This window comes from Pandoraea capi (assembly GCF_902459735.1).
Taxonomy (GTDB): Bacteria; Pseudomonadota; Gammaproteobacteria; order Burkholderiales; family Burkholderiaceae; genus Pandoraea; species Pandoraea capi.
Genome location: NZ_CABPRV010000017.1, coordinates 35624 through 56323, shown reverse-complemented (window position 1 = coordinate 56323; position 20700 = coordinate 35624). Strand labels below are relative to the sequence as shown.

Below are 20700 nucleotides of genomic sequence, written 5' to 3'. Positions count from 1 at the left end.
CCGCAGCGCATGGGCGGGGTTTCCCGCACTGCGCGCGCCGCAGGTCGTTGCCTAAAATGCGGGACGCTTTTGGCAGAACTGCACGGCTGGGGATGAACTTACGCTCGCTCGATCTGAATCTGTTGCTCGTGTTCGAGTCGCTGCTGCGCACGCGCAGCACGACAGTCACGGCCGAGGAACTGAACCTCACGCAGTCGGCGGTGAGCAATGCGCTCAAGCGTCTGCGTCTGGCCTTCGGCGATCCGCTGTTCGTCAAGACACCGCAGGGCATGCTGCCCACGGACCTCGCCGCTTCGCTGGCGCCGCCGGTCACCGAGGGGCTGGGGCTGATTCGCGGCGCCGTCGAAGCGCCGCAGGATTTCGTCCCTGCCAAAGCGCAGCGCACATTCCGGCTCTACCTCAGCGACATCGGCCAGTTGATCTTCATTCCGAAGCTCATGGCGACGCTCGCCGTCGAAGCGCCCGGCGTGCGCATCGTCACGGTCGACACTACTCCGCGTGAAGCCCAGAACGCCATGGCGATGGGCGACATCGACCTCACACTCGGGTTGTTCACGCGCTTCTCGTCGGGCTTTCATCAGCAACGTCTCTTTCGCGAGCACTACGTCGCGCTCGTACGCGGCGGACATCCGTCGATCCGCGGCGCACTGACGGTCGAGAACTTCCTGAACGCGGCACATGCGGTGTATCGGCCGACCGCCGGACATCACGATGTTTTCGAGACGGCCGTGGAGCAGTGGTTTGCGCGCTCAGGGCATCAGCGTCACGTGGCGCTGCGCATGGCGCATTCGATGGGGCTCTCCGCGCTCATCGCGGCCAGCGATCTGGTCGTGTGCGTGCCGACGCGGCTGGGTCGCGCGCTCAAAGGCGCCGCCGATCTGCAAACCTACGCGCTGCCGTTCGACAGTCCCGAGTTCGACATCTCCCAACTCTGGCACGAACGCTTTCATACCGACGCGGGCCATCGCTGGCTGCGCAGCACGATCTTCCGCCTGTTCCACGGCGAGGACTGACGCACGCACCGGCTTCATCGGGCAGCGCCTCGCTCGCTGCGCGTTTCCCCGAACGTCAACACTGCCTCGCTGCTGCGGGGGCGGCCTCGCACGTCCCGATGCTGCACCCCCAATTCACGACGTAAATACCGCGCATTTACGCAATTTGTTGGCGTCATGAGACGCCGGTCCTTATCGTATCTCTCACGACACTGAAGTCATTGGACGCCTGTCCGTGACACGAACAATATCCGCAGGAGACAAGCGGTGATCAATCTGCACGACATTCGTTACGTGCGGCTGGGCACTCGTGACCTGGAAGGTGCGACCCGTTATGCGCGCACCATTCTCGGGTTGCAGGAAGTGCGTCGCGAGGCCGGTTACGTATTCCTTCGCAGCGACAGCCGCGATCATTCGGTGTGCTACTTCGAGGGCGACCCCGCCGACCACACGGTGGCGTTCGACGTTGCCAGCGACGCGCATTTCGACGCCGCCGCCGCACAGCTCGACGCCATGCGTATCGAGTTTCGCCGGGGCACGCGTGACGAAGCCGACATGCGCCGCGTGGCCGACTTCCTGACGTTCCGTGACCCGACCGGCAATCAGATCGAACTGGTGCTGCGCGCGTCACAGACCGGCCGTCGCTATCACGGCGAGCGCGATGCGGGCATCGAGTCGTTCAGCCACGTGGGGCTGTGCACGACGGATGCCCGTCGCGACGAAGCCTTCTGGACGAGCGTGTGTAATGCCCGCGTGTCGGACCGTATCGGCGATGCGCCGTTGCTGCGCATCGACGACGTCCATCACAAGATCGCGCTGTTCCCGGCCAGCCGTGCGGGTATTCAGCACGTGAATTTCCAGGTGAACGGCATCGACGACCTGATGCGCTCGTGGTACTTCCTGCGCGAGCAGGGCGTGCAGATTCGCTTTGGTCCGGGACGTCACCCCACGTCGCACGCGATGTTCCTGTACTTCGCCGGGCCGGACGGCATGGTCTACGAGTACTCCACGGGCGTGCGCAAGATCGCCCCGGAAGACGAAGCGACGTATGTCCCGCGTCAGTTCCCGTTCGATCCGACCGGGTTCTGCATGTGGGGCGCGAAGCCCGAGATTCCCGAGTTTTCCAGCTGACGCTGCGCTCGCCATTCCCCCGAGAGTGTCCCCATGAAACAAGCAACATTCGACGCCGCCGTCGCGCCCGGCGCTGATCCTGTCAGTGCGCTCAGTGCGCTCGACCGCGCAGTGCGCGTGGCCGCACGCACGCTGGCGCGTGCCGGACTCGCGCATGCCTACGGTCATTGCAGCGCGCGTCTGGACGCCGATCGCTTCGTCGTCTGCGCGGCGCGGCCGATGGGGCTGCTCGGCGTAGGTGAGACGGGGACCGTCGTGCCTATCGACGGCCCGCTGCCCGACGGCGTGCTCGGCGAGGTGCGTCTGCATCAACACATCTATCGCTCGCGTCCGGAGATCGGCGCTGTCGCCCGCACCATGCCGCCGAAGACGATGTCGCTCTCGACCCTGCGTCGCACACCGCGCGCGCTGCACGGGCCGGGCACGTACTTCGCACCGGGCGTGCCGTTGTGGGACGACCCTCAACTGATTCGCTCCGACGAACAGGCCGCTGCGGTCATCGACACGATGGGCACGAACGCGGCCGTCGTCATGCGCGGCAACGGTGCGGTGGTCGCCGCCGACACGCTCGAAGCGATGGTAGCCCTCACGTGGTACCTCGAAGACGCCGCGCGCGTCGACCTCGACGTGCTCGCCCTCGAAGCGACGCTGCCCGCTGCCGTACTGAGCGGTGACGAATGCCAGGCACGCGCCACGCGCTCGGGACGCATCATCGAGCGCATGTGGGAGTACCTGTCGGCGGGCGATCCGGAGCTGCCCGCCGCCGTCGCATCACAACCAGGTTCTTGACGTAATCGCCCCCAACCGGCGGCGGGTGACATTGCGACGCGCGATGGAAAGGCATTGCGCCACATCGCACGACGTAGCACGACAAAGAGCGTCACAGACAAAAACAGACGCCACACCCGCCGCTCAGCCTGCGGCAGTCGCCGCACAGGAGACAGACATGGAAATATCCGCTTTGATGAACCGCAGGGGCATCACGCCGTTTCAATGGCGTGTGATCGCCCTGTGCTTTCTGATCGTCACGCTGGACGGCTTCGATACCGCTGCCATCGGTTATCTCGCACCGGCCATCCGCAGCGAATGGGCGATGGCCACCACGAGCCTCGGCACCGTGTTCGGCGCCGGGCTGGGCGGGCTGATGCTCGGTTGCTTCATCTTCGGCCCGCTCGCCGATCGTATCGGCCGCAAGCGCGTGCTGATTCTCTCGGTGGTCCTGTTCGCGCTCGGCAGCGTTGCGTCGGCCTTCGTGCATAGCCCGACCGAACTGGCCGTCATGCGCTTCCTCACCGGGATCGGACTGGGCGGCGCAATGCCCAACGCCATCACGCTGAGCTCCGAATACTGTGCCGAGCGCATGCGCTCGCTGCTGGTGACGGCGACGTTCTGCGGCTTCACGCTGGGCTTCGCCATCGGCGGCGAGATCGTGGCGCAGACGCTGCCGCATATCGGCTGGCGGGGTGTGCTGATCGCCGGCGGTGTCGTGCCGCTGCTCGTCGTGCCGGTGTTGATGCGCTGGTTGCCGGAGTCGATGCGTTATCTCGCGGCGCGCGGCGACCGGGCGGACCAGTTGCTGGCGATTGCGCGTCACATCGATCCGCAAGTTACGCGCATCGATCCCGAAGTGACGCCCGCCGGCGCCGTCAATTCGGCAGTCGGCGGCTTGTTCGCACGTCGTTACGTCGTGGGCACGCTGCTGCTGTGGGCGACGTACTTCTGCACCCTGTGCGCGTTCTACCTGCTCACGAGCTGGCTGCCGCTGATCGTGAAGGACTCGGGATACACGCTGGCGGAGGCCGCACGTATCGGCGCAATGCTGCCGCTCGGCGGCACGGTTGGCGCGGTGATGATCGGTTTCGCGATGGATCGCACGAGTCCGTACCGCGTGCTGGCAGCGTCCTACGTGATGGCGGGCATCGCACTGTGCGTGCTCGGTTCGGTAACGCATCAGGCGGGCTGGCTGATGGCGGTCGTCTTCCTGGCGGGCTTCGGCGTGGCGGGTTCGCAGACCGGCGCCAATGCGCTGACGGCAGCGTACTACCCGACGCCCTCGCGGGCGACCGGTGTGGCGTGGGCGCTGGGCGTGGGACGTCTGGGTTCCATCCTCGGATCGAGCCTCGGCGGTGTGCTGATCGCCACGGCGGCGAGCACGGCGCAGGCCTTTCAGATCGTCGCCATCCCTGCGTTTCTCGCGGCGGGGCTGATGCTGGTGATGCGTCGTCGCGTGGGACGCGGCGCGTCGTCTGCCGCATCGACGGCGAACCCGGCGGCAGGGACCGTCTGACACGTCTGACAACGGTTCAGGACGAAGCTGTCGAAGCGCCGCATTTGGCAACCTGATCGGCAAGCCTTCGTCCAGGAGAAGTTCCCGCTGCATGGACCGTCCCCCGACGGCCGTGCGGCGGCGCTGCAAACTGACCGGTACAGGTCAGGCCACCACACGTATCCAGGAGACATCACCGTGATCCACAAGGGACTGCCTGCGCTCGCGCTGGCTGCCGGCCTCGCATTGGCCACCACTTCCGCCTCGGCCCAGAGCGTGACGCTCTACGGCATTCTCGACACCGGCATCGAATACATCTCGCACGCGGGCGCCAACAACAGCTCGCTCGTTCGCATGCCGGCCAATACCGGATCGTTGCCGTCGCGCTGGGGTCTGCGCGGCGACGAAGATCTCGGCGGCGGTCTGCACGCACTGTTCATGCTCGAGAACGGCTTCAACGTGCGGGCGGGCGATCTGAATCAGGGCGGCCGTCTGTTCGGGCGTCAGGCGTGGGTCGGGCTGTCGAATCAGTACGGCACGCTGTCGTTGGGGCGTCAGTATTCGATGACGTTCTGGGTGATGACGGACGCAGACATTCTCGGCCCGGATCTCTATGGCAGCGGCTCACTCGACAACTACATCCCCAACGCGCGCAGCGATAATACGGTCGCGTACAAGGGCGTGTTTCACGGCCTGACCGTGGGCGCGACGTACTCGTTCGGGCGCGACGGCGGCGGCACCGGCAACTCGCCCGGACAAGGCACCTGCGCGGGCCAGACCCCGGGGCAGATGACGGCCTGCCGTCAGGTCTCCGCCATGCTGAAGTACGACACGGCGTGGTTCGGTGTGGCAGGTGCGTGGGACGAGCAACGCGGCGGCGCTGGCGCGGCCGCGAGCTTCTTCAACGGTGCGGCGGCCGTGCCGCTCACGAGTTCGTCCGACAAGGACACGCGCTGGCAGTTGAACGGCTACGTGAAGGGCGGTAACTGGAAGGCGGGCGCGGGCTGGTTGGGGCGTCGCGTGCAGACGGCGTCCGCGGCTGTCGCGGATGTGAATTCCGACATGTTCTACATCGGCGGCCTGTATCAGTTCACGCCGACGTTCGCGGTGGACGGCGAAGTCTTCCGCATGCTCAATGCGCGCCAGAACGCGCGGGCGACGATGGCGACGCTGCGCGGGACGTACTTCCTCTCGAAGCGCACGGCGGTGTACACGCAGGTCGCCTGGTTGGGCAACAGCGAGCACGCGGCGTACTCGGTCAGTTCCGGCGGTGCGGGCGGATCGCCCACGGCGGGCACGAGTCAGTTGGGCGTGAACGTGGGCATGCGTCATACGTTCTGACGTCCGCCGCTCGATCTCCGATGTCAAAGCAAAACGGCGCACCGCAGAAGGTGCGCCGTCTTGCGTTTGGACCGCCCCGTCGATTACAGCAGACCGGCTTCGGCGAGTTGCGCGCGACGCGGGTCGCCCTGACGCGAGAGCATCCAGCCGGGGTACTCGCTCGGCAGTGCGCTGGCGGCATTGATGGCCGTGAGTTCGCGCTCGGTCAGCGTGACGCGCGTGGCGGCAATGTTGTCGTCGAGCTGATCGGCACGCTTGGCGCCGATGATGACCGTCGAGACGACCGGCTGGGCGAGCAGCCAGGCGAGTGCGATCTGCGCGACGGACACGCCCTTCTCGGCGGCGATGCCGCGCATGACATCGATCACATCGTAGGCGCGATCCACGTTCACCGGCGGGAAGTCGAAGCTCTGACGGCGTGCACCGGCTTCGGCCTGACCTTCACGCGTGTACTTGCCCGAGAGCAGACCGCCGGCGAGCGGGCTCCACACCATCAAGCCCACGTTTTCGCTGCGCAGCATCGGGACGATTTCGCGTTCGAGATCGCGTCCGGCAACGGTGTAGTACGCCTGAAGCGAGGCGAAGCTCGCGAGGTTCAGCCGTGCCGAAATCCCCTGCGCCTTGGCAATCTGCCATGCGGCCCAGTTCGACACGCCGATGTAACGCACGTGGCCCTGACGCACCAGCGTATCGAGCGCGCTGAGCGTTTCTTCGATGGGCGTGACCGGGTCGAAGCCGTGCACCTGATACAGATCGATGTGATCGAGTTGCAGGCGCTTGAGGCTGGCCTTGATGCCGTCCATGATGTGATAGCGCGACAGGCCGCGCGAGTTGCTGCCTTGTGCGCCGGTCACGCCGAACACCTTCGTGGCGACGACGACGCTGTCGCGCGGCACCTTGAGGTTGCGCAGCGCCTGACCGGTGAGGGTTTCCGACTGGCCTTCCGAGTAGACGTCGGCGGTGTCGATGAAATTGATGCCTGCGTCGAGCGCGCGGCCGACGAGGGCGTCGACATCGTTCTGCTGCAATTGGCCGATCTTGCTCCACATGTCGCCTTGTCCGCCGAAGGTCATCGTGCCGAGGCACAGTTCCGAGACGAAGAGGCCGGTGTTGCCGAGTTTGCGTTGTCGCATGGCATCGCTCCATTGAAATTGCCGCCCGTCGCAGGTGGCCGCCAAAGGAAGGTGACGGCATGCACGGGATGGGAGGCATTATGCGTCGCGGGGCATCAGGCAAGCAGTACCCGTTCCTGCACATTTCCTGCCTGATTCTGCAAGGGGGGCGTCGGGACGTCGGCGTCTTGCGGCCTCGTACCCCGGCAAAGCGTTGCCGAACATGGCGGGAAGGTGACAGACGCCTGTCGACGTGAGACGACCTGATGACGGGGTCGGCGAGCAGAACTTGCCGAATCGTCCGAAATTTCTGCCTGATCGTGTCAATGTGGGGCCGGAGAATCGGGCAATTTTTTCCGGCAGGCGTATGCTGTCGCGAATGTAGGCCGGGATGTCGCAATGCGGCGTCGGTAACCGGTGCGGATCGAGGACACCGTCATGCATCTTGTTAAAACATCGCCTCGCGAGGCGCCGCCGCCGCGTGAGTTTTCCGACGACCCGTCGCACGCGGCGCGCGCCGAGCTGGTGCAATTGCTCGAACGTGCGACGCACGGTCTGGAGGGCACGTCGCCGACGGCGGTCGAGGGCTTGCTCGTGCATCGTGTGTTGCACCCCGGGGGGCCGCGTCCGGCATTGCAGCAACCTGCGTTCGCGGTGATTGCGCAGGGCGAGAAGCGCTTGCAGATCGGCGAGGCGCATTACGCCTACGATCCGATGCATTACATGGTGTCGTCGGTACATCTGCCTGTTGTGGCGCAGGTGTCCGGGGCGAGCGAACAGTCGCCGTATCTGGGCATGCGTCTCAATCTGGTCGCCGAAGACGTGACCTCGCTCATCGGCGACGAACATCTGCCGCCCCCGGCACCCGCGCCGTGCGGGCGAGGGTTGTACGTCAATCGACTGGATGCGGCGTTGCTCGACGCGGTGTTGCGGCTGTTGCGATTGCTGGAAACGCCGCGCGACATTCCGATTCTTGCGCCGATGATCAAGCGCGAGATCATCTATCGGTTGTTGATGAACGGGCAGGGCGTGTTGCTGCGTCAGATGGCATTGCAGGACAGCCAGATGAACCGCATCGCGAATGCCGTGCGCTGGTTGCGCGACCACTATGCGCAGCCGTTGCGGGTGGAGGCGTTGGCGCAGGAAGTGCACATGAGCGTGTCTTCGTTGCATCACCATTTCAAACTGGTGACGGCGATGAGCCCATTGCAGTATCAGAAGCAGTTGCGGTTGCAGGAAGCGCGCCGACTGATTTTCGTCGCGGATATTGCGGTGGCTGCGGCGGCGCAGGCGGTGGGCTACGAGAGCGCCTCGCAATTCAGCCGCGAATACGCCCGCGTCTTCGGCGAAGCGCCATTGCGCGACAAACGGCGCTGGTTACAGGACGGGGATGTGGGGGCGACGCGGGGGTAGTATCAATCCCCTAACCTATCCAGCATGGCCTTCGTCACCCGCTGTTGCGAGGCCGTCTCGTAGCCGGACCACGGGTCTTCTTTCAAGGCATTCAGGTGCGTCATAGCGTTGCGCACATTCCATGCGTCGGCGCCTGACAATTCGGATAATTCCTCCCATTTCACCGGCATCGAGACGGCCATGCCTTCTCGGGCGCGGGCGGAGTAGGCGCAGACCGTCGTTGCGCCACGGTAGTTGCGGAGATAGTCGATGAAGCACTTCCCCACGCGATGCCTGGGGCCTATCGTCGCGGTGAACCGATCCGGGAACACTTGCGCCATGTGTTTCGCGACCGCTTCGGCGAAACCCTTCGCCATCTCCCATTCGTGACGTCGCGCCAACGGCGTTACGACATGCAACCCCTTGCCGCCGCTGGTCTTCACGAAGGCGGCCAGACCGAGTTCGTCGAGCAGGCCGCGAATCAGTCGCGCGCCTTCCACAATCTGTTCGAACGCCACGCCCTTGCCCGGATCCAGATCGAAGATCACGCGATCCGGACGCTCGATCAGATCGCTGCGCGCATTCCAAGTGTGGAACTCCACCGTCCCCATCTGCGCGGCGCCCACGAGTCCCCTGGCGTCGTCGATCTGCATCAACGGCGCGTGATCGGGATCGAGCGACGGATCCAGCGTGTGCACGCCCGTTATCGTCTTCGCCGCATGCTTCTGGAAGAACATCTCGCCACCGATGCCCTCGGGGGCGCGCAGGACCGCCACGGGCCGGTCCGCGAGATGCGGCAACATCCAGCGGCTCACTGCGTCGTAATATTCGGCGAGCTCGATCTTGGTCACGCCAGAATGCGTGTCCATCACGCGCTCGCCGTGGGTAATCTTCACGGGGAGTCCGGAGACGTTCGATGGCGCGGTTTTCGGCATGGAAGGTGTCTTCTTTGTCGTGTTCGCGGCGCTGTGGGGGCGAGTTTCCCGTCGGATGTCCTTAGCCGGCTTGTCGGTTCGCATGGCGACGAACGAGGCTTGTCGCACGTGGGCGTCGCGCGTCCACTCGGCGAAGCGGACTTCGGCGACCAGCGTGGGACGCAGCCAGTGCACCCGTGCCGGACCGCCGGGGCGCGGCGCGGGCGAGAGCGGGGGATCACGCGTCTCGATGGCGGCGAATTGCTCGCGCATGCGCTTCAGCGCCCTCGTATCGAAGCCGGTGCCGACCTTTCCCGCATATCGCAACGTCTTGCCATCGTCGTCGTAATAGCCGAGCAGCAACGCGCCGAAACCCTGGCGTGTACCCGTCGGTTCGGTAAATCCCAGCACCACGAACTCCTGACGCCGGGAACACTTGAGCTTGCGCCACGCGTCGCTGCGTCCCTCGATGTAGGTCGAGTCGTTGCGCTTGACCATGATGCCTTCCAGACCCGCCTCGCATGCGCTGTGCCAGAGCGATTCGAGATCGCCTGACACGGGTTGCAGCACACGGACGGCGTCAGTCTGGGCATCCGTCCCCGCATCCGTTTCGTGACTCGCTTCGAAGATGGCCGCCAACATCGCCTGACGCTCATGCAATGGTTTGCCGCGCAAATCCTGACCGTTGCACCACGGCAGATCGAAGACGTACGTGACGATGTCGCTTTGCGCGTTTTCATCGAATGCGCGTTGGAGCGCCTGAAAGTCCGGCAAGCCGTGTTCGTTCGTGACGATGGCCTCACCGTCGAGCCATGCATTGGGCATGCCGCGTTTTCGCAAGGCTCGCAACATGTTGACCGTTGGCGCGAAGCGATGCGTCCAGTCTTGTCCCGAGCGCGTGAAGACACGAATGTCGTCTCCCGCAATGCGGATGAGCACGCGATAGCCGTCCAGCTTGATTTCCGCATGCCATCCGTCGGATGACGGCGCGGCATCGACGAGCGTCGCGAGCATTGGACGCAGTTCGGCGGGAGGCTGCGCCGATGACTTGCGCGCCGTTATTTTCGGCTTTGCAGGCGAAGCCGGTCTTGTGGAGGTGGGCGACGCTGCATCGTCATGCCGATGGATCAGCAACCACTGCGGTTGACGCGCGGGTTTGTCGGTGCGAACGAGCGTCCAGTGTCCGGTCAGGCGCTCGCCATGCAAGGTGAACGACAGCTTGCCGTCCGCATAGTCGCGCGCGGCGTCGCCATCGGGCGTCCAGGTGCCGCTGTCCCAGATATCGACATGCCCGGCGCCGTAATTACCTGCCGGAATGTCGCCCTCGAAATCCGCGTAGGCAAGGGGGTGATCTTCGACTTGCACCGCCAGACGCGGACGACTGACGTCCGGGCTCGGCTGCTTCGGCAGCGCCCACGATCGCAACGTGCCATCGAGTTCAAGGCGGAAGTCGTAGTGCAGATGACTCGCATTGTGGCGCTGGACGACGTAACGCAACGCGTTCGCGCGCGCCGAACGTTTGCCGCGAGGCTCCGGCGTCGCGGAGAAATTGCGTTTCGCATCGTAGGCGGCCAGCGGATCGGCGGCGCGCTTGGAATTGAGGGCTTTACTGCGCTTCGGCGTTGTTGTCGTTGCCGATGCGCGGGGGCGGGTGGCGTCTCTTGGCATGGTCGCGCTCCCCCGGCTCATTTGGATTTCGCAGACTTGGCGCTGGACTTGGCACGTTTTGACGTCGCCTTCGCCGGACTCCCGCTGGCTGCTTTCTTCGCCGCTTTTTTTGCTGCCGTCTTACCCGGCGATGCCCGGGCTCTGGATTTCGGCTTGGCGGCGGAGGTTTTCTCTTCGACATCCTCGGCGTCGACAGCGACCGCCTCGCGTTTGCCCTTCGTCCCAAGACTCTGTCTGAGCAACGCCATGAGGTCGGTCACATTGCCGTTGCTTGCGAGCTTCGGCGCACTCGCTTCGATCTGTGCAACTTCGCGTGTCTGACCGTATGCAATCTTTCGGTCGATGAGCGCCTTGAGGTCGTCCTGAAACGTGTCGTGATAATCGCCCGGGCGCCAGGGCCCCGACATTTCGTCGATGAGCCGGATCGCCATGTCCAGTTCGCGTTCGCCCGGTGCCGCGAGTTTGCCGAGCTTGTCTTTCGTGAGTCCGACTTCGGCCGGGTCGCGCATTTCGTCCTGCCATCGCAACGTGTCGAGCACGAGCGCGTCGCCAGCGGGGGCGAGCACGGCCAGATGCGCGCGCGTGTGCATCACCACGCGCGCAATGCCGAGCTTGCCCGCCCGGATCAGGGCGGCGTGCAACAGCGCATAAGCTTTCGCGCCGCCCCGTTCGGGCACGAGGTAGTAGGGGGTGTCGAGATACATGAACGACACGTCGGTCGCATCGACGAAGGCCAGAATGTCGACGGTCTGTGTCGCTGCCGGATTCGCCGCGCGAATCTCGTCGTCGCTGAGCACGACGTAGTTACCCTTTTCGTATTCGTACCCATGCACGATCTGATCGTGGGGCACTTCCTTGCCATTTTCCTTGTTGACGCGTTTGTAACCGACCGGCGACATCGTCCGCTTGTCGAGCCAGTCGAGATCGAGTTTGTGTGTCGTCGAAGCGGGGAACAGGGTGACGGGGACATTCACCAGACCAAAGCTGATGGCGCCCTTCCAGATCGCGCGAGCCATAGACACTCCCATGCGCCCAATGTTGGGGTTCGATGCGGGTTCGATGCGGGTTCAACAGCGAGATGCGAATAACGCAGACACATCGCGAGGCGTGCGGCCTTGCCAGTATAGGCGGCGACGTCGCGCCGAAGGTCTCTCCGATGGCGGCCATTTTCAGTTTGACACCCTATCTTTGCGATTGCGCCGCCATCCGCAGGTTCCCGCGCATTGATTTTCTCAATGCATATGCAGCACGCGTAAGGATTCCTTGATGAAACGAAGCCGGATCGCTGCCATCCCATAAGGATCGAAGCATGCAAACACGAATTCACCAAACAACGGAGGGAGGTTGCGATGGCGATGATCGTGGCAGGACGTTTTACAACGTTCGATCAGGCGAATCTGGTGGCGAGCCGTCTCTATGACCGCTCGTTTCGACCGTCCGACGTGTCGGTATTCTTTCTGAACCCTACCGGGCAGCATGCGACGTTTCCCGTCGGCGGAGACGTAAACGCCGACGCCGCCGCACGGCCAGCCGGCAAGGGCGCTGCGCAGGGCGTGATCGCCGGGGGCGCGTTCGGGCTGGCGTTGGGTGCGCTGCTCTTCATCTCCGTCTGGCGATTCTGGCTGGTGCCGGTCGTCGCAATGATGGCCGGTGCCTATCTGGGCGCATTTTTCGGTGCCCTTGGACGCATGCGCAGCCGCGAGCGCGTGTCGGCGCGAGAGGCCGGCATGCGAGATGCGGGCGTGATGCTTGCCACGCACGTGAGCGAGGCGACGGCCGATACGGCGATTGCCGTGCTGCGCGATGCAGGCGCCGCAGAGATCGAACAGGCGAACGGTGTGTGGGAGCGCGGTGAATGGCGTGACTTCGACCCGGTGCAGCGGGCCCACGGTGTGCAAGGGGACGACGTCGACGACGCACATGCAGAGCCGACAGTGGGTGTGGCCGCGAACGACCATCGCACGGCGTCGCGTCGCGAGTCGGAGGATGCCACGCGCCGAAAGCCTCGCCGTACCGACTGGCTGTAGAATCGCCGAACGCAGTCGCGCAATGAAGTCGCTCAATGAACGCTCAGGAGGCTGACCATGCTGTCGATCCACACCGGTTTCGTCGTATGCCCCACCTGCAAGTCCCGTTTTGCCGTGGCGGCGAGCGAGCCGACGGTGCAGGCGCTCCACGACTATCTCCATTCGGAAGCCGAGGTGAAGTGTCCGACCTGCGAGACCGTCTTCACCACCGGCAGTGCGCGAAGCAGCATCGAGTTCGAGCCCGTCAACGACGGCGTGACGCTCTCGCCGTCGCCCGAACGAAGTATCGACGGGCTCGATAATCACTGACGGATGTCAGCCGCTCACAGCGGCGTCATTACCGCCTCACCCGCCTGATAACGGCGGGTATTTTCCAGGAACATCGCAATCGTCGCGGCTTCCGCTTCAGGGGAGCGGCCAGCGACGTGCGGGCTCAACACGACGTTCTGCAAGTCGATGAGCGCGGCAGGCGGCGACGGCTCGCCTTCGTACACATCGAGCCCCGCGCCGGCAATCACGCCGTTGCGCAATGCGTCGGCCAGTGCTGCCGTATCCACGACACTGCCACGTCCCAGATTCACGAGGAAGCCATGCTTGCCGAGTGCGCGCAGGACGTCGGCATTGACCATGTGATGCGACTCCGCGCCGCCAGGCGCCGTCACGACGAGAATGTCGGCCCACTCGGCCAGCGCCGGCACGCTGTCGAAATACTGGTAATGCGCGGGCAGATCGTCACGACGATTGCGGTTGCGGTAGCCGATCTGCATATCGAAGCCTTCGCCGCGCCTGGCGAACTGGCGTCCCACGGCCCCCAGACCGACGATGCCGAGCTTCTTGCCCGCGACGCCCGGTTGCATCGGCAGCGCATCGCGCCAGACACCCTTGCGGCATGCGGCGTCGTACTCGGGGATCCGGCGGATCGCCGCGAGCAGCAGCGCGAAGCCCTGATCCGCCACGGTCGGTGCATTGGCCCCGGCACCGTTGACGGCGACGATATTGCGCGCACGCATGGCGGGGACATCCAGATTTTCATAACCGGCACCCAGCGCACTGACCAGCTCCACGTTCGGCAGATGCACCAGCTCGGCAGCGCTCATGCCGCGCGAACCGTTGGTGAGCACGAAGCGCGCGCGTTCGCCTTCCGGTCCCCAGCCTTCCGGCGTGGGATGGTGGCTCGGGCGGTAGATCACGTCGAAACGGGTTTGCAGTTCGGACAACTGCTCGGGATGCATCGGGATGATGACCAGCAAGGGGGGCAGCGACACCTTCAATCTCCGTCGGGGGAATTTGGATTGACGGCGCCGGGGCCGCGCAGGCCGCTCGCGTCGCCGTCAGACGACACTCTATCCCGATCCGGGGCGCTTTGCGCGCTGACGTTCAGGCAGCTGCTTCGACGGCCAGCACCGCTTGCCGATGACGCAGACGCCCGAGCGTGAGCATCGTCAGACCGGCGAGCACGGCCGGTACGCCGATGGCCGCGAAGAGCGCGGGCATCGACCAGCCCATCGCGAGCATCGAGGCCCCGCCGACCGAACCGACCACCGAGCCCATACGTCCCACGCCGTTGGCCCAGCTCACACCGGTCGCACGGCAATCCGTCGGATAGAACTCTGCCGACAACGCATTCGCGCCGACCTGACCGCCGGAGACACAGAACCCGGCCCAGAACACTGCCACCGACGCGAGCACCGGGGAACTCGCCAGCGGCCCGACAGCCGCCACGCAGACGCCGGCGAGCACGTAAGCCGCAGCGAGCACATAGTGCGGATTGAAGCGGTCCATCAGCCAGCCGAGCACGATCGCGCCCAGCGTGCCGCCGACCTGGAACATCGCCGTGACGATGGCGGCATTGCGCAGCGTGAGGCCGTTCGTGCGCAACAGCGTCGGCAGCCAGCTCGACAGCAGATAGATCACCAGCAGGCTCATGAAGAACGTCACCCAGAAGAGCAGTGTGCCGCGCAGTAACTCAGGCTTGAAGAGATGGCGCACCGGCGACGTGGTCAACGGCTTCGTCGCCACGTTGAATGTTGCTCCACGCAGATCCTCCTGCGGGGCAATGCGTTGCAGCGATGCGGCCACGCGTTCCGAGGACTTCCCTGCCATCACGAGATAGCGCACCGATTCAGGCAATGCACGCATGAGCACGACACCGAGCACGATCGGCATGACGCCGCCCACGATCAGCACCGAGCGCCAGCCGAATGCCTCGATCAGTCCGGCAGACGCGAGACCGCCCAGCGCCGAGCCGAGCGTGAAACCGCAGAACATCGTCGTGACGAGAAACGAACGGCGCGATTCCGGGCAGTACTCGGACGTGAGCGTGATGGCATTGGGCATCGCGCCGCCGAGACCGAGCCCCGTCAGAAAGCGCAGCGCGATGAGTTGCCACAGCTCCATCGACCATGCCGAGGCCAGACTGGCGACGCCGAAGAACAGCACCGAGAAGATGAGAATGGTCTTGCGCCCGAGCTTGTCGGCGAGCGGCCCGAACAGGAAAGCGCCGGCCATCAGACCAGCGAGGCCTGCACCGAACAGCGGTGCGAGATGCGCGGGCGTGAGCGACCATTCGGTCCGTATCGCCGGTGCGATGAAGCCGATGGCGGCCGTGTCGAAGCCGTCGATGGCGACGATGAGGAAGCACAGGACGACGATCATCATCTGGAACGGCGAGATGCGATGCCGGTCGATGAACGCCGTCACGTTGATGGGACTGACTGGCATGGGTTGTCTCCTCTAAGGTGCCAGACGCAGTGCGACGTCGTCGTGACGTCGCACCGCAGGACTCCGCGCGATGGTATTTTTGTCCGCTGCGGGGTTGATGCCGGGGATGCTCGGGGTGGGGCTATGCGCTCATGCCGCCACGCCATTTGCCGTCACGCAATCACGCATTCGGCAACCACGGCGTTTGCGACAGGCAGTTCTCGGCGCGCCAGCCGTGCAGCCATTGCAACGCGTCATAGAACTGTGTCTGCGCGCGGCCTTGCCAGAGCGAGTTACGCACCCAGCGGTCTACGCCCTTGGCGTGATAGACGCGTCCCATGTCGCGCGCGCCGTAAAGCACGCGAGCGGTGCGGGGAATGCGGGCGTGTTCGTAACGGCGGAAGGCGTCGGTAAAGTCACCGTTCGCAGCGGCGTAGGCGGCGCCGAGCGTGACGGCGTCTTCCAGTGCCTGACATGCACCTTGCGCGATGTACTGCGTCATCGGATGCGCGGCGTCGCCGAGGATCGTGGCGCGCCCGAAGCTCCACTGCTCGACCGGGTCGCGATCGGCCGTGGCCCAGCGTCGCCACGAGCTCGGGCGGTCGAGCATCTGGTGCGGCAGCGCGTCGATGCCTTCGAAGTACGACAGCACTTCCTCCTTGCTGCCGTCGCGCACGCCCCAGACTTCCTGCTCACGGCTGTGGAACGTCACCACGAGGTTGTATTGCTTGCCGCCGCGCAGCGGGTAGTGCACGAGGTGGCAGTTCGGGCCGGCCCACACGACCGGTGCGTTGACCTGCAAATCCTTTGGCATGTTCTCGACGTCCACCACCGCGCGATACACGACGTGACCGGTCACGCGTGGTTCATCACCGATCAGTGCTTCGCGCACGGCAGACTTCACGCCGTCGCAGCCGATCACGGCGTCGGCCGTGTGGCGCTCGCCATGCTGATCCGTGACGGTGACGCCGTTCGCGTCCTGATCGAGCGAGACGACGCGCGTTGCCGTGCGGAACTGAATCAGCGGATTGCGCTGCACGGCTTCGAGAATCGACAGATGGATGTCGGCGCGATGGATCACGGCATACGGATTGCCGAAGCGCTCGCGGTAGGGCGCACCGACGTCGACCTCCGCGATGACGCTGCGGTCGATGGCATCGCGCAGCGTGATGTGGTCGGTGAAGACCGAGCGTGCGCGCGCGGCCTCGCCAACGCCGAGCGCATCGAGCGCGGCGAATGCGTTGGCGGCCAACTGAATGCCTGCACCGATCTCGCCGATCGTCTCGGCCTGCTCCAGCAGTTCGATGTACACGCCCTGATTGGCGAGTGCCAGGGCAGCGGCCAGACCGCCGATGCCCCCGCCTACGACGAGCGCCTTGGGTTGATGGATTTGCGTCATGCTTGTCTCCTCGGGCACTTTCCGCCCTTCCTGCCTTTCATCTACGGCGTGCGGCCACGTGTGGGTCGTTGACGCCGAGTTTGTGCCGCTTCATGTCAGGCCGTGTAATCCGGTTGACGGTCGGGGGCTGCCGAGACGAACGCCGGGTGCGTCGCCGCCTTGGCATACACCGCCATCGCCCGCGGATAGGGCGACAGATCGCAGCCCATCCGTTGCGCGTTGGCGATCTGCGGAATCAGGCAGACGTCGGCCAGCGTTGGCGAGTCGCCGAAACACCATTCGCCGTGGCCGTACCTGTCGAGCAGACGCTCGACACCGGCCATGCCCTCCGCCACCCAGTGCCGATACCAGGCGTCCTTCTGCTCGGCGGACAGGCCCAGCGGGCCTTGCAGATACTTCAGGATGCGCAGGTTGTTTACCGGATGGATGTCGCAACTGATGAGCATCGCGAGTTCGAGCACGCGAGCGCGCGCCTCGATGTCGTGCGGCACCAGACGCGTCTCGGGATACTTCGCGTCGAGATAGTCGACGATGGCGAGCGACTGACCGAGCGCGAAGTCGCCGTCGACGATGGCGGGCACCGTGGCCGACGCATTGACCTCGTCGACGTAGGGCGCGGCACGGTGCTCGCCGACGCGAATGTTCACCGGGATGGTGTCGAACGCAATGCCCTTGAGTGCCAGCGCAATGCGAATGCGATACGACGTCGAGCTATTGAAGAAGCTGTAGAGCTGCATGACGATGCCTCAGACCACACGCACCGTGATCTCGCCGAGTCCCTCGACGGCCGTCACCATCGTCTCGCCTGCCTTCACCGGACCGACGCCTTCAGGCGTGCCGGTGTAGATGAGATCGCCCGGTTCCAGACGGAAGAATTGCGAGAGATACGATACGGTCTCGGCGACCGACCAGATGAGGTGCGTCACGTCGCTCTTCTGCTTTTGTACGCCGTCTACCGTCAGCGAGATCGCGGCCTTTTCGACATGGCCGATGCTCGACACCGGATGGATCGGGCCGATGGGGGCGGAGGCGTCGAACGCCTTGCCGATTTCCCACGGACGACCCATCTCGCGCATTTTCATTTGCAGGTCGCGACGCGTCATGTCCAGACCCACGGCATAACCCCACACGTGCTCCAGCGCCTGATCGAGCGGAATGTCCGAACCGGCCTTGCCGATCACGGCGACCAGTTCCGCTTCGTAGTGATAGTTGCTCGTCTGCGCCGGGTACTTGAGCTCCAGCATATCGCCATAGGCGACCGGGATCACGGCGTCGGCCGGCTTGCAGAAGAAGAACGGCGGTTCACGGTCCGGATCGAAACCCATTTCGCGGGCGTGAGCGGCGTAGTTACGGCCGACGCAATACACGCGGCGTGCGGCAAACAGGTCGTTGCTGCCGACAACGGGAATGCCAACGATGGCGGGCGGAGTGAAGACGTAGGACATGGTGTTTGACTCGTCGAATCAGAGAGAAGACAGAGAGAGGGTTGACCGCGCACCGCTCGCATTCGTCGAATGCGTGGCGGGGCGCAGGGGCGTCGTTGGGTTGACGTGTGCCGCTCAGGTACGCGATTCGCGCAGCAGATTCAGCGCTGCGAGCACGGGGCGGTCGGAGTAGCTGAACAGCACGGCGTCTTCCAGCGCGGCGAGTTGCACCGGCGCCCATGACGGCACGACGAAGTGATCGCGCGGTTCGAACTGGAAGACTTCGTCGCCGATGCGCACGGTGCCGCGGCCTTCGACGACCGAAAAGACGGTGGCGTCGGTGCTGCGGTACGTCTTGCCCTGGAAGCCGGCGGGCAGGTACTGCATGAACGTCGCCATCGTCGGCATCGGCCAGCCGCCGGTCGCCGGATTCACGTAGCGCAGCTTGATACCGTCCCACGGATCGAGTTCGCCGTTGCGGTACAGCGTGTCGAGCGCTTCGCGCGAGCGAGCATACGGATAGCTGAAGATCGGCGACGTCGGGTCGCTGACCTTGTGATGCACCGGCAGCATGTTGAACCCGTAGCGGGCGAAGCTGTCGCCTTCCGGGCGCTGAACGGGTTGCTGCGATTCCGGGTAGTTCTCGGCGAAGCCGGCGTCGAAATACTGAACCAGCGGAATGTCGAGACCGTCGAGCCACACGACCGGCTCACCGTCCGCCGGATTGCCGTGGTCGTGCCATGTCCACGACGGCGTGATGATGAAGTCGCCCGGATGCATGGTGGTGCGCTCGCCGTTGACGGCCGTCCACGCGCCGCGACCTTCCACGATGAAGCGTAGTGCCGATTGCGTATGGCGATGGCTCGGTGCGATCTCGCCCGGCAGGATCAGTTGCAGCCCGGCGTACAGCGAGCCGGTGATGCTCGACGAGCCCGGCGTGCCCGGGTTTTGCAGGATCAGAACGCGGCGCACGGCTTCTTCGGCGCTGATGACGCGTCCCGCTTCCATCACCAGCGGACGAACTTCGTTGTATTTCCAGATGGCAGGCACCACGCGCGGGCGCGGCTGGGGCGGCACGAGGCTGTGCAGCGATTCCCACAGCGGGGCCATGTGGTTGTGACCGATGTGTTCGTAATAAGCGGCGCGTTCTGCACTCGGGGCGCGGTCGGACATGCTTGTCTCCATATTGGAAGGGGCCCGGTCTGCTTGTCTGGCAAGCGCAGCCATGCGGCGGTGCCGTGGCTTTCGGGTCTATGGATAGCGTTATACTCGGCGAGACATATTCTTTGAAATGAAAAAATCATCGGATCCATACGAAAAATCGTATGGCTTGGGTGATTTCGGGGTGCCGCACTGGCATCTGGAGGCGACGCATGGATTGGACCCATCGATTGCGTCTGCGCAACTTGCAGATGCTGCTGACCCTGGCGGAGACCGGCAACATGAGCCAGTCTGCGGCGCTGCTCAACACGACGCAGCCCGGGTTGTCGAAGTGGCTGAAGGATCTCGAGGACGACATCGGCTTGCCGCTGTTCGAGCGACAGGCGCGGGGGTTGCGTCCGACGGCTTACGGGGAGGCGCTGATCCAGCACGCTCGCCGCATCGAGGCGCAACTCGACACCGCACGCGACGATCTCGACGCCATGCGCGAGGGCGGCAGCGGGCTGGTCGCGATCGGCACCTCGGGAGCGTCGTCGGCGGACACGGTGCCGCTCGCGGTGCTGCTACTGTTGCAGCGTATGCCGCGCGTGCAGGCGCGGGTCGTCGAAAACACGATGGACCGGCTGATGAATCAGCTTGCGCATAGCGAGATCGACATCGTGGTCGGACGCTCGGCGCCGGAATTGCAAGACCGGAATGTACGCACGGAGGCGTTGTATCTGGAGCCGTTGCACTTTGTGGCGCGTGCGCGGCATCCGGTGTTTTCGCGCGCGTCGGTGGATTGGTCTGACATCCAGCAATATCGATGGGTCGTGTGGCCGCGCGGCACGCCGATTCGCAACGCCTTGGAGGCGGCGCTGGCCGAGGCCGGGTATCCGTTGCCGAACGACACTGTCGAATCGAATTCGACGATTCTCAACCTCACGCTGCTCAACAACAGCGACATGATCGGTCTTGCGTCTCACCGCACCGCGAGTCGTCTGCAAGCGCTGGGCGCACTGCGCATCGTGCCGCTGCGTCTCGCGGGGTTCGGCGGCGTATCGATGTACTGGCGCGACGACGGCGCGAACCGCGCAGCAGTCGCTGAAGCACTCGAATGCCTGCGCTCGGCCGCCGCACGCTCGACAGGGGATCTCGTTGAGGGGATCGAAGGCGATGGGTGATGGCGGCGGG

Annotated in this window: 17 protein-coding genes and 1 pseudogene; 9 read left to right on the top strand and 9 right to left on the bottom strand. The window is 64.7% G+C overall.

The window, feature by feature from the left end; genetic code table 11:
• Positions 1-92: 92 nt before the first annotated feature.
• The 5 genes from PCA20602_RS24825 to PCA20602_RS24805 all read left to right on the top strand — a co-directional run bounded on the left by PCA20602_RS24825 (position 93) and on the right by PCA20602_RS24805 (position 5730).
• Entirely contained in the window at positions 93-1013 is a 921-nt protein-coding gene (locus tag PCA20602_RS24825) for a LysR family transcriptional regulator (protein WP_150723464.1), read from the top strand.
• 246 nt (positions 1014-1259) lie between these two features.
• On the top strand, positions 1260-2123 hold the full coding sequence (locus PCA20602_RS24820) for a VOC family protein (protein ID WP_150723463.1): 864 nt from the start codon (positions 1260-1262) through the stop codon (positions 2121-2123).
• 33 nt (positions 2124-2156) lie between these two features.
• Positions 2157-2912 (top strand): class II aldolase/adducin family protein, encoded by a 756-nt coding sequence (locus PCA20602_RS24815; protein WP_150723462.1) that lies wholly within the window; start codon positions 2157-2159, stop codon positions 2910-2912.
• Positions 2913-3069: 157 nt separating this feature from the next.
• Positions 3070-4410 carry an MFS transporter gene (locus tag PCA20602_RS24810; RefSeq protein ID WP_150723461.1) on the top strand — a complete coding sequence of 447 codons (1341 nt, stop codon included), beginning with the start codon at positions 3070-3072 and terminating at the stop codon, positions 4408-4410.
• Between the two features lie 180 nt (positions 4411-4590).
• On the top strand, positions 4591-5730 hold the full coding sequence (locus PCA20602_RS24805; RefSeq protein WP_425495713.1) for a porin: 1140 nt from the start codon (positions 4591-4593) through the stop codon (positions 5728-5730).
• Between the two features lie 83 nt (positions 5731-5813).
• Here PCA20602_RS24805 and PCA20602_RS24800 read toward each other — a convergent pair whose 3' ends face one another.
• Positions 5814-6863: an aldo/keto reductase gene (locus PCA20602_RS24800; protein ID WP_150723460.1), complete on the bottom strand. Its 1050-nt coding sequence runs from the start codon at positions 6861-6863 to the stop codon at positions 5814-5816.
• A 417-nt stretch (positions 6864-7280) separates the two neighbouring features.
• Between PCA20602_RS24800 and PCA20602_RS24795 the strand changes: the two genes are divergently transcribed.
• Complete coding sequence (locus tag PCA20602_RS24795) at positions 7281-8255, top strand: AraC family transcriptional regulator (protein ID WP_150723459.1); 975 nt, start codon at positions 7281-7283, stop codon at positions 8253-8255.
• A 2-nt stretch (positions 8256-8257) separates the two neighbouring features.
• On the opposite strand, the gene ligD is transcribed toward PCA20602_RS24795, so the two are convergent.
• Positions 8258-10816 (bottom strand): DNA ligase D, encoded by a 2559-nt coding sequence (gene ligD / locus PCA20602_RS24790; protein ID WP_150723458.1) that lies wholly within the window; start codon positions 10814-10816, stop codon positions 8258-8260.
• A gap of 17 nt (positions 10817-10833) precedes the next feature.
• The gene (gene ku / locus PCA20602_RS24785; RefSeq protein ID WP_150723457.1) at positions 10834-11832 is read right to left on the bottom strand and encodes a non-homologous end joining protein Ku; all 999 of its coding nucleotides are present in this window, start codon (positions 11830-11832) and stop codon (positions 10834-10836) included.
• A 333-nt stretch (positions 11833-12165) separates the two neighbouring features.
• Between ku and PCA20602_RS24780 the strand changes: the two are divergent.
• Both PCA20602_RS24780 and PCA20602_RS24775 read left to right on the top strand, forming a co-directional pair.
• Positions 12166-12696: pseudogene (locus PCA20602_RS24780) on the top strand (hypothetical protein); the annotation flags it as partial.
• 204 nt (positions 12697-12900) lie between these two features.
• Positions 12901-13152, top strand: a complete 252-nt coding sequence (locus PCA20602_RS24775) for an MJ0042-type zinc finger domain-containing protein (RefSeq protein WP_150723456.1) — start codon at positions 12901-12903, stop codon at positions 13150-13152.
• Between the two features lie 14 nt (positions 13153-13166).
• Here the strand turns inward: PCA20602_RS24775 and PCA20602_RS24770 are convergent, their stop codons facing one another.
• The 6 genes from PCA20602_RS24770 to gtdA all read right to left on the bottom strand — a co-directional run bounded on the left by PCA20602_RS24770 (position 13167) and on the right by gtdA (position 19539).
• On the bottom strand, positions 13167-14108 hold the full coding sequence (locus tag PCA20602_RS24770) for a 2-hydroxyacid dehydrogenase (protein ID WP_246182332.1): 942 nt from the start codon (positions 14106-14108) through the stop codon (positions 13167-13169).
• 112 nt (positions 14109-14220) lie between these two features.
• Positions 14221-15564: an MFS transporter gene (locus PCA20602_RS24765; RefSeq protein WP_150723455.1), complete on the bottom strand. Its 1344-nt coding sequence runs from the start codon at positions 15562-15564 to the stop codon at positions 14221-14223.
• 160 nt (positions 15565-15724) lie between these two features.
• The gene (locus PCA20602_RS24760; RefSeq protein ID WP_150723454.1) at positions 15725-16942 is read right to left on the bottom strand and encodes a 3-hydroxybenzoate 6-monooxygenase; all 1218 of its coding nucleotides are present in this window, start codon (positions 16940-16942) and stop codon (positions 15725-15727) included.
• A 95-nt stretch (positions 16943-17037) separates the two neighbouring features.
• Positions 17038-17679, bottom strand: a complete 642-nt coding sequence (gene maiA, locus PCA20602_RS24755; protein WP_150723453.1) for a maleylacetoacetate isomerase — start codon at positions 17677-17679, stop codon at positions 17038-17040.
• A 9-nt stretch (positions 17680-17688) separates the two neighbouring features.
• Positions 17689-18387 carry a fumarylacetoacetate hydrolase family protein gene (locus PCA20602_RS24750; RefSeq protein ID WP_150723452.1) on the bottom strand — a complete coding sequence of 233 codons (699 nt, stop codon included), beginning with the start codon at positions 18385-18387 and terminating at the stop codon, positions 17689-17691.
• A 114-nt stretch (positions 18388-18501) separates the two neighbouring features.
• Positions 18502-19539, bottom strand: a complete 1038-nt coding sequence (gene gtdA, locus PCA20602_RS24745) for a gentisate 1,2-dioxygenase (RefSeq protein WP_069340228.1) — start codon at positions 19537-19539, stop codon at positions 18502-18504.
• A 200-nt stretch (positions 19540-19739) separates the two neighbouring features.
• On the opposite strand from gtdA, the gene PCA20602_RS24740 reads away from it, so the two are divergent.
• Positions 19740-20690, top strand: a complete 951-nt coding sequence (locus PCA20602_RS24740; protein ID WP_150723451.1) for a LysR family transcriptional regulator — start codon at positions 19740-19742, stop codon at positions 20688-20690.
• The last annotated feature ends 10 nt before the right edge of the window (positions 20691-20700 follow it).